Below are 10,681 nucleotides of genomic sequence, written 5' to 3'. Positions count from 1 at the left end.
GATTTAGATATCCATGGTCTCATAGCAAGATTGGAATAAAGCATGGTAGGGATTTGACGTCATACCAATTTTACTTGGCATCCCTGTTGAATCATCTTGTTGGGCTAATAAAGGGGTGAGTAATTGTTTGAATGGCCAGTGGCTACTTTCAAAAACATATTTTTGAATACAGTTTTTCGATTGTTCAGAAAGCGCGGCAGTTTCTATAAAGTTGACAATAATTTCTTGGATCATTTCCCAGAAATCAATTTCAGTATGATTGGTATATTTCAATGTTGCTAATGCGATAGGGTATAGGTTGATTTGTATCCCGAGGGTTATAAAATAATTAAATAAATCCTCATTTTTATTAAAGATAAGATTGTTTGGCGTACTGGTATCAATTTTATAGTCTGGTGGAACAAAATCACTGTCCTGAATCGCAGGGGTGCATATTCTTAAGGTGTCATGGTCACGCAGAATAAAGCATTTAAATTGATTGTCTTGGTAACATACAAGGGTGTTTTGACCATGACACTCAGGCATAACACCAAAAGACCACAGTGTGAGAAAAGTGTGAATAAAATGGGTACTCAAATCTTTAAGTAAGTTCCATTTGTCACCTGTTATACCTAAAGCTTCCCATGGATCAATATAAGGACAACTTAAAGCAGACATGCTAATGGGTGCTATATTTTTTTCTTGGCAAAAATGAGGTAAATGCCTCACTTGACAGCCGATAACACCTAAATTTTGTACCAGCGGTTCTTGTTTTCCTAAGACCCACCAATGGGTTTCATTGCTTAAAGAGAGCTGATGTTTTAATGATGGTGTTTTGTCGATGACATCATTGAGAAAATCATATGCCGCATGACCGTTGGCTAAATATCGAGCAGGCATAGAGCGAATAGCACCCAAAGTTTTGGCATTGGTCGAGAGCTTTAAGTGCTGATTTGAATTTAAGTGATTGATTAAAGTTCGTAGCGAGGATGTTGGGCAACCAATTGCAGTGGCGAGGCCGAGGTCAATCCCTAGATATTTGTTTTCTTGAAATGTTAAATAGTCATGCTGTGTTTTAAGTACAGGTATTGCAAGGTATTCATTTGAGAGAGCCTGCATTTTTTCAATAATAAGATTTTTTTCCTCAGCAGGGAGAGCCAGTTCATCATGTGGAATGGATTCCATATTATTTATGACATCTGTTTTTTTAAATGCCCACCAATACACTTCAATTTCTTTTTGAGTAATGAGTGGACTGAGTTCACCTTTCGCATGTGCAAATGGATGAAATGCACGGTCAGCGACAAGCGAAAGTAGTTCACTCATTATGAGTGGCGAAGAAAAAGAAAGGGCGGATTGTAAGATTTGAGGAATTTTTTCAGCAGTCACCAAATTATCATGCCAATACGCAATGGCCTTTTGGTGGTTGATTGATGGCCACCATGAGGATTGAGTTAAATAATTAAAAACGTCAGCAATCGCGATCTCAGTGGTCTGTTGACTCAACGTGTTATGAAGTAAAACTTCTGCTTTTGTGATATAGAAAGGATTTACACTATTTACTTTTAAGCAATTGAAATGTAGTTCCAACTCACTCCTCAGATGTATTACAAGATAAGGCTTTTTATAGACAATATGGTTTCTGAACTCACCATAATTTTCCATATAGAGCGCATCTATAGTTTTCTGAAGTTGTGTTGTGTAAATCCGATCTAACATGTGCATTGTTCCTATAATTATAAAAGTGGCAAAACTGTGCCAATATTTTGTTTTTGTGCAGCATTGAAAAACCATTTCGCACAAACAATATCGTCGATCGCCATACCCATTGGATTGAGTAAAATGATTTCATCATCATTTTCACGGCCATTTTTATGCCCAATAATGATGTCACCTAGTTCAGCATGTAGTTTTTCACGGCTAAATAAACCTTCTTCAACCAGTACATTGATGACTTTCTTTTCTCTATTGGATTGATCCCAGTCATCCACAATCACTTTGTCAACTTTGAGGAAAACTTCTGGTTCAATATCCATGATTGATATATTTGAAACGAAGCAACCTTTTTTAAGCCATTCAAACGGGATATAGGGTTTGTCAGATACTGTGCAAGTGATTAATACATCTGCCTGTTGGATCGCCGACTTGGCAGTTTCATGAATTTCGATTTGAAGATTTGGATATTCGGCAATAAATAAAGCTTTAAGTTTTTCTGCAGCTTCTGGGTTTAGATCAAATAAATGTATTTTTTTAACTTGTGGGTATTGTTCTAAGACCGTTTTGATTTGCATTTGGGCAATCGGACCACAACCAATCACGCTGATATCTGAGAAGTCTTTTTTGGCGAGATATTGAATTGATACACCAGTAATTGCCGCTGTTCTCATCGCACTAATTAAACTGCCTTCCATGATTGCCACGGGGTAATTTGTTTCAGCGTCATTTAAAACAATTAAGGCACTGGCACGAGGAATATTAAATTTCTTAGGATTGTGTTGGCGAGAACCAATCCATTTGATCCCTGCAATAGGATCATTTCCAGCCAAATAACATGGCATGGCAATAATTCGGTCGGCAATATGGTCCGCACCTTGCCAACGTAAATAGGGTTTTAAGGGTTGTACAAACTGTTTATTTGCGTGAAGTGTGAGGCCTTCAGTAATTGCTTCGATAAACGAATTACTGTGATTTGCACCAAGATGAAGTAAATCTGATTGACTAAGGTAACGAAGGCTAGCCAAATTACTCATAAATATTTCCTAAAAAGTGGAGTTAAACAACGGATTGCAAAGTAAAATTTTCTTGATTGAGATGATTTTTATTGAAATGTCTTCTCTTGATCATTTCGAACCATTCTTCGTCATAAACTAAATCTAAATAACGATCGCCTCTATCTGCCAAAAGGGTTAAAACGCATGATCCAGAAGGGATGGTCGGGATAAGTTTTTTTATTGCTGAAATAGATGAGCCGCTAGATCCACCCGCAAAAATGCCTTCATGTTCGAGGAGTTCTCGGCAACCTAAAGCTGACTCATAATCATCAACATAGATGACATCATCTATTTCATCTGGGGAGAGTAGGGCTGGAACGGTACTTGCACCGATACCCGGAATTTCACGTGGGCCTGAGTGACCACCAAAGAGAACAGAACCAACGATATCGACTGCAATAACTTTTAAATGTGGGAATTTTTCTTTTAAGCGGCGAGATACGCCCATGATTGTTCCAGAAGTACTTGCACCAACAACCAAGTAATCAATACTGTGATCGATTTGATTTATAATTTCTTCAGCTTCACCATAATAGTGGCTTTTCCAATTGTTGGGATTTGCATATTGGTTGATCCAAACAGAATTAGGCAATTGGCGGCAAAGTCGTTGTACTGTATCGATTCTTGTTTTTAAATAACCGCCGTTTTGATCTTTTTCAGAGACCATTTCGATATTGGCTTTATAGAGCTTCAACATTTGTAAATTGGCTGAAGCAATTTTGGGGTCAATCACAGCAGTGAATTTTAGGCCGTAAATTTTGCATGCCATTGCAAGTGCAATTGCTAAATTGCCCGATGAACTTTCAACAATATGGCTATCTTTATGAATGAGGCCAGATTTAAGCCCTTCTTGTAACATATACAATGCAGGTCGATCTTTGATACTTCCACCTGGATTGAGTAACTCCATTTTTGCGACAACGGTGACGGATTGATCGGTAAACATCCTTGAGAGTCTGATTAAAGGAGTTTTACCTATGCAATCGAGAATATTGTTATGGATCATCGGTAGAATTCTCTGGTTTTATTTATTGCAAATGATAATCATTATTGGTTTTGTTATTATTAAAATTTATGCTAAATTTGTTGTGTTTTGTAATTTTATTGAAGAATAAACTGTGGGAGTGAGTAATGATTTTGTTTATAAGTTTTTGATAAATATGGATTATGTATAATTATTGACTTAAATTATAGTGAAATTAGATGACCATTTGATTAAAATTGTTAATCAATCACTAGAAAAAAATTATAAAGCAGATTGCTATCACATTTATTTTTATTAAAGAGAATCACCCTAAGAAAATCTTAGAAACTCAAAATTAATCAGAACTGAAATTATAAAAAGACAAATTAAATTAATAATTTTTGTGCTGTGTTTTCCTTGGGTTGTTGGAATAGGCCATTAAAAGATTATGTTTTACATCAGGAATGTTAATGATTATTATTATCGATAAAATTTAGGCCTACAACTGAGGAAACAGGATGCGCCTTTCCCAATTCAGCTTATGTGTTTTATCTATTGCCATCAGTAGTCAGTTATATGCACAGGATGAAACCTCGAATAATCAGACACCAGTGAGCAATGCTCAACAACAGGAATCTGTCCAGAAATTGCCACAAATCGTTATTACAGCAACACGATCAGAAAAAAGCATTGCAGATATTGCAGGAACTGTACAGAACATCAGCGGAGCAGAAGTACAAAAACAGGCTGGAGCAGGACGAAAAGTAGCAGATGTTCTTGCACAACTGGTTCCTTCACTGGCGCCGTCTAGTGGTACTGGAAGTAATTATGGTCAGACCATGCGAGGCAGAACGGTACTGATGATGATTGATGGTGTATCTCAGACGGGATCGCGTGATCCTGCGCGCCAATTGAACAGTATCAGTCCGGGGATGATTGAACGGATTGAGGTCATTTCTGGAGCAACCAGTATTTATGGTTCTGGTGCAACGGGTGGGATTATTAATATCATTACCAAACGTGCTGACAAATCGAAACCACTGAGTTTTGAGACGAAATTAGGGATAACCTCTGCTGATAATTTCAGAGGAGATGGTCTGGCTTATGAAGCAGGTCAGAGCGTTTCTTTCAGTAATGATAAAATGGATGGTTTTTTGGGTGCGAACTATACCAGCCGAGGATCATTGTTCGATGCGAATGGGGATCGGATTGCAACTGAACCCAATCAAACCAGCCGTAATGATACAGATACGTTAGACATAAATGGACGCCTGAATTTTAATTTGACTGACACACAAAGCTTAAGTTTTGGTGCGCAGTATTATAAGGATAAGCAGGATACTCGTTATCTACCTGATTATGGACCGAACTATACCATTGCTAAAGGGCCACAGTCTGAACGAGCCATCAAGGGGCTGGAATTAAGTAATCAGCCATTTACGGATCGTTATGCTTTGAATACCCAATATCAAAATCAGGATGTATGGGGGCAGACGGTAAATTTGGAAGCCTATTATAGAAATGAAAAAGGGCGTTTTTTCCCAGTTTATTCAGGTGGCGCTACGGTCAATCAATCAGAATATACTGTTGATGTAGCTGGAATGCGGTCTACAGTGCAGTCAGATTTTAAGCTTGCAGCGCGAGATCTTAATCTGACCTATGGTCTGGATTATGACCGAGAAAAAGATACTCAGCATTATGACGTATTGTCTGTCAGCAATAACGGTATGGTTTACAAGGATACTGGTAGAAGGTTAGATGCTGGTCCAGATACTGTCATTCAGAATATCGGGGCTTTTTTACAGGCAGATTATCAATTAACGGATCGCTTTAATCTTCAAGCGGGAACGCGCTATCAATATATCAAGGCAGATACAGACGCTTATACACCTTCTAGACAAACACAAAGCGTTGCGAGTGATTCAACAAATGCTGACAAGTTTTTGTTTAATTTAGGCGCAGTTTATAAACTTACTGATAATCAGCAATTATTTGCCAATTTCTCTCAAGGATTTAGTTATCCAGATATATTACGGATGTTACGTGATGTCTCAATTCTGACCGTTTCAACTGCGAATATAGAACCACTAACGGTCAATAGTTATGAACTGGGTTGGCGTCTGCAAGATGATCAAAAACTTGATTTAGGAATTACTGGTTTTTATAATACATCTGATAAAGTCATTCAGTTCAATGCTGATCGTTCAGTCAATATTGCGGATACTGATCAGCGTGTTTACGGTGCTGAAATGACTGCGGCATATCCAATTCTGGATGATTTTAAAATTGGTGGCACGTTGGCTTACACCCGTGGACAATATAAGGATGCGGCGGGTAATTGGCGTGAGTTAAATGCTTATCAGGTATCTCCAACTAAGGGAACTATTTTTGGTGAGTGGAATAGTGATGATGGTTATGGATTCCGTGTACAGATGCTTGCTGTAAAAGGAACTGATAAAGCCTTTGAAGACGATAAGGTTGCGGTGAACAGTGATAAGGTGGTTCCAAACCGAGCTGCAAAAATAAAGGGTTATGCGATTATGGATACCCTCGTGAATTTCCCGGCTTATAAGGGGCGGGTGGATTTTGGAATTTATAACGTGTGGAATAAAGACTATCGCACCGTTTATAGTCAGCAGTCAGAAATTACCTTTTCACCTGTGTCTAGTATGCGGGCACAAGGGCGAACGTTTGGTTTGAGTTATACTTTTAATTATTAATTGATGTAAGCTAAAAGCTAGTGCTGAGTGTTTGATTGTCACTTATCACTAGTTTTTTTTATTTTAATATAAATCAGTTTTTTAACTGAATATAAGTGTGAATTATCATTAAAAAATTAAAATATAGCACAATAGAATTCATGAGCTATTCAGAGCTTTTTGAAAAAACTAGTTAGGATGAATAGAGTCCTTGTATTTGAACTATTGTTACACAATTAAAAATTGATAAAAATACGATGAGTACATGCTGTAGCACCATAAGATCGGTTCAAAGTTGTTTTGTTTACTCTTACTGTTTAAAACCCATTATTGCTAATAGCTAAATCGAAAAGGAGATATTCATACATCCGCCTAGTGTGATAATCTTATTGTAAATTTTGAATTATTTTTGAATAAATATTTTATAAAACAATGAGAAAATTTTACTTATTATTCATTAAAAAATAAAAATATTTACATTTTTGCTTAAATGTTGATCGCAATATAGACAGGTCTGTATAGACAAGCCCTTAAGTTTTTTAGTATAATCGATCACAATTTAGAATTTAATAATAAGCATGTCTAACAATATTTACGCTGCTTTGGAGCAGCTTGGCTTATCAGCACAAAAACGTGCGATCCACGTACAATTTTCTAATTCGGCATTGAGCCAACAAGTATTCCTACAACGTATTGATGGAACACATCAAATCAATGAGGGTGTTCGACTTCAGCTCATCTGTCTTTCAACGTCAGCAAGCATTCCTTTAAAAAGCTTTATTGGAACTCAAGCTGCAATTGATATTGTCACAGATAAATCCGAATTAACCCGTATTTCAGGAATTGTCACCCAAGCCGATATTGGCGCATCTGATGGTTCTCTTACCATCTATCGTTTGACTGTAGAAGACCCAACAGCACTTTGGAAACACCGTAGAAACTCTAGAGTATTTATGAATAAGTCGGTTGTGGATGTGATCCAGACCGTGTTCCAAGAATGGGTACAACGTAGCCCACTATTTGCTTCAAGTCTGACATTAGATAAGAGTGGACTGAGCAAAGACTATGATGTGCGCCCATTCATTATGCAAGCATCTGAAAGTGATTTTGACTTCCTGACCCGTTTGATGAGAAGTGAAGGGATTAACTGGTTGATCGATGAAGCTCAGCTTAAAGTATCGAGCTCAACAGAACAAATCCAAGCACAAAAGCTTCGTTTAATTGATGATAATTCGCAATTCAGTGCCTTAGAACGCCGCAATATTCGCTTCCATAGAAGCAGCGCCGTAGAAAAAACTGATTCAATTACCAATTTTATTGGTCAGCGTTCCATTCAACCGACTTCGGTACATATCCAACGTTGGCAAGCCGATGTATTGGATATTGATGAAGGCGCTGGCAGTGTCCAAAGTAAACACAGCCATAGTGAAAATTATGACAATGCCAGTCTAGCTTTAGAACAAGCCTGGCACTTTAGCCCTGCATGGATTCAAGACCTGAATGGCGAAGATGGTGCCACGCCATCAGGCAATAGTCAGATTGAAAAGTTTAACCAAAACCTCAGCAACTACTACGATTCACAAGCCAAACAATTTACAGCAACATCAACTGTGCGCGATGCACATGTTGGTTATTGGTTTGAACTGAATGAACACCCTGAGATAGATCAACACTCAGGTGCAGACAAAGAATTTTTAATCACGGCTAAAAGCTTTTATAACCAAAATAACTTACCTAAAGATCTCACCGATCAAGTCACCGCTTTAGTCCAACAAAGCAATTGGCAAACAAGTCAAATCACCAGCAACACGAGTGATGAACGTCAAGCCAGTAATTTAACCATTCAACGTCGTAATATCAGCACGGTTCCAGCCTATAACCCATTACAACACCGACCGATTGCATCACCACAACGGGCCAAAGTGGTGGGGCCAAGCGGAGAAGAAATTCATGTTGATGAATGGGGGCGTATCAAAGTTCGCTTCCTGTTTAGCCGTAATGAAGACAATACCCATGATGGCGGTGCGGGTTCTAATGACAATGACACAGATTCAGCTTGGGTCGATGTTCTGACCCCATGGGCAGGTGAAGGCTATGGTGCGCGGTTCTTACCGAGAATAGGAGAGATTGTTGTTATTGATTTCTTTGATGGCAACATTGACCGTCCCTTTGTGGTTGGGCGTATCCATGAAGCACAACGTCATCCAAGCAAGTTTGATGACAAAGGCAAACTGCCTGATACCAAGAAACTGGCAGGAATCAAAAGCCGAGAGTATCAAGGCAGTGGCTACAATCAACTGAGGTTTGACGATACTACTGGCCAAATCAGCAGCCAGTTACAGAGTAGTCATGGGGCCAGCCAACTCAACTTGGGCAAACTGAGTCATCCTAAAGACAAAGCAGAAAGTGATGATCGTGGTGAAGGCTTTGAACTTCGTACTGACCAATGGGGAGCACTACGAGCAGGGCAAGGTTTACTGCTTTCAACCTATAAACAAGACCAAGCCAAAGGTGATCACCTTGATTCAGAGTTTGCCAAAAAGCAACTTGAGGGTAGTCAGACCAACAGTAAAGCTTTAAGTGATATTGCCAAAAACCAAAAGACGGATGAAATAGAATCGATTGAGCAACTCAAAGCTTTTGCCGAAGACATTGAAAAAGATGTTGCTAAGTATAAAAAAGCCATCATGTTACTCAGTTCTGTTGATGGGATTGCCTTAAGTACCCCTGAAGATATCCATCTTTCAGCCACAGGCATCATTAACCATACTGCGGGCGATAGTATTAACCTCAGTACCCAAAAGAATCTTTTGGGGCAAGCTTTAGGTAAAGTAAGCCTATTTGCTGCTCAAGGTGGCATTAAAGCCATTGCCGCGCAGAGTAAAGTTGAAATTCAAGCACAGTCAGATGCTTTAGATGTATTTGCTAAACTGGGGATTACCATCTCGTCTACAGAAGATCGGATAGAAATCAGTAGTCCAAAAGAAGTGTTGATTACTGGTGGCTCATCGCAGATTGCCCTAAATGGCTCAGGGATTTTCCCAAAAACAGGCGGTAAGTTTGAGGTCAATGCAGGGCAGCACACATTTAAGCCGGGTGCCAGTGTCAGTAAATCAGCACAACTGCCGCCATCGAATCCGCTCAAAGGCGCACTCGACTTATTAAAAAGCTATGGTGGGCAAGACTTCTTTAAACAAACGGGCTTTAAAGTGATTGACTCATTTGGCAAGCAAGTGTCTGGCAAGCTGGATGCAAATGGCTTTGCCCAAGTGACAGGTATTGCACCTGGCCCTGCCAAAGTTGAATTTGAGACTGATCCACGGAGTGCATGGGATAAAGCAAGTCATTTTAACCGTGATTATACTTGGTCCGAAGAAGTGGTCGGTGGTGCCACAAGCTTTGCACAAAATACATTAAATTCAGTGGGACAAAATATGATGTCTCAACTCAAAAACAATTTATTCTCTTTGAATGCTGACTCATTGAAAGATATGGGCAAAAATGCTTTAAAAGACTTAGGCACACAAAGCTTGGGACAATTTAAAGAACAATTTACTCAAAGTGCATTAGGTTCCGTCTCTTCGGCATTGAATTTAAATTTATCTCCGTCACAGATGATGAATGTGGGACAGATGATTGCTAATCCAAGTCAATCCCTACACAACATTAAAGATCAAGGGATCGATTTCTTTAAAGACCAAGCCTCTGCATTGTTTGCTCAACAGACCAATGGTTTGGTTTCTAATTTAACTGCTGGAACAGGATTTGGGTCGTCACTGGGTCAAGGTTTTGTTGCAGAGTCATTTGGCGCTACTCAAAATGGGCTAGATGCCCCAGTGAAAGTGGTGGATGATTTTATTAAAAAAGATGAATATTTCTCTCGCTTCTTAACTTATAGCATTACCACTCGAAAAGGCGATGCATCAGTACCCATGATCCCGCAAAATATTCCTCAACAAGTCAGTCAGCCTGCGCCAATTTTGACTCAGCAGACTCCACAAGCGACAGCACCTGTCGAAGTGAGAAAACCGCAGTCGATTTATGATATGGATAAGGATGTGGTACGGATGGATCTGGAAGAGTCCCGTTATGTCACCAAACAAGTGACTGTGCGAAAAACGGCTGCTGAACAAGCAGATGTATATAACGCGCGAAATAAATAATTGAACATTTTTTTGAATTTTAATTGATTGAAATTAAATTAAAAATTAGAACGTATTAAGGTTAAGCTTATGGCATTTATAGACAGTAAAAATCAGACCGCAGGG

At 38.9% G+C, this 10,681-nt stretch carries 5 protein-coding genes; 2 read left to right on the top strand and 3 right to left on the bottom strand.

The window, feature by feature from the left end:
- Positions 1 to 3: 3 nt before the first annotated feature.
- The 3 genes from ACG9ZL_RS19755 to sbnA are packed head-to-tail and all read right to left on the bottom strand — an operon-like array spanning position 4 to position 3,756.
- Entirely contained in the window at positions 4 to 1,698 is a 1,695-nt protein-coding gene (locus tag ACG9ZL_RS19755; protein ID WP_419361389.1) for an IucA/IucC family protein, read from the bottom strand.
- A gap of 17 nt (positions 1,699 to 1,715) precedes the next feature.
- Entirely contained in the window at positions 1,716 to 2,729 is a 1,014-nt protein-coding gene (gene sbnB, locus ACG9ZL_RS19750) for a 2,3-diaminopropionate biosynthesis protein SbnB (protein WP_209826392.1), read from the bottom strand.
- 22 nt (positions 2,730 to 2,751) lie between these two features.
- Entirely contained in the window at positions 2,752 to 3,756 is a 1,005-nt protein-coding gene (gene sbnA / locus ACG9ZL_RS19745; protein WP_419361386.1) for a 2,3-diaminopropionate biosynthesis protein SbnA, read from the bottom strand.
- 476 nt (positions 3,757 to 4,232) lie between these two features.
- Between sbnA and ACG9ZL_RS19740 the strand changes: the two genes are divergently transcribed.
- Positions 4,233 to 6,434, top strand: a complete 2,202-nt coding sequence (locus ACG9ZL_RS19740) for a TonB-dependent receptor (protein WP_419361383.1) — start codon at positions 4,233 to 4,235, stop codon at positions 6,432 to 6,434.
- A gap of 557 nt (positions 6,435 to 6,991) precedes the next feature.
- A complete protein-coding gene (locus tag ACG9ZL_RS19735; protein ID WP_419361381.1) occupies positions 6,992 to 10,576 on the top strand; it encodes a type VI secretion system Vgr family protein in 3,585 nt (1,194 codons plus the stop codon).
- The last annotated feature ends 105 nt before the right edge of the window (positions 10,577 to 10,681 follow it).

The organism is Acinetobacter legionensis, from assembly GCF_048551735.1.
Classification (GTDB): Bacteria; Pseudomonadota; Gammaproteobacteria; order Pseudomonadales; family Moraxellaceae; genus Acinetobacter.
The sequence above is the reverse complement of the archived record's forward strand: the minus strand, read 5'-3'. Positions and strand labels throughout refer to the sequence as shown.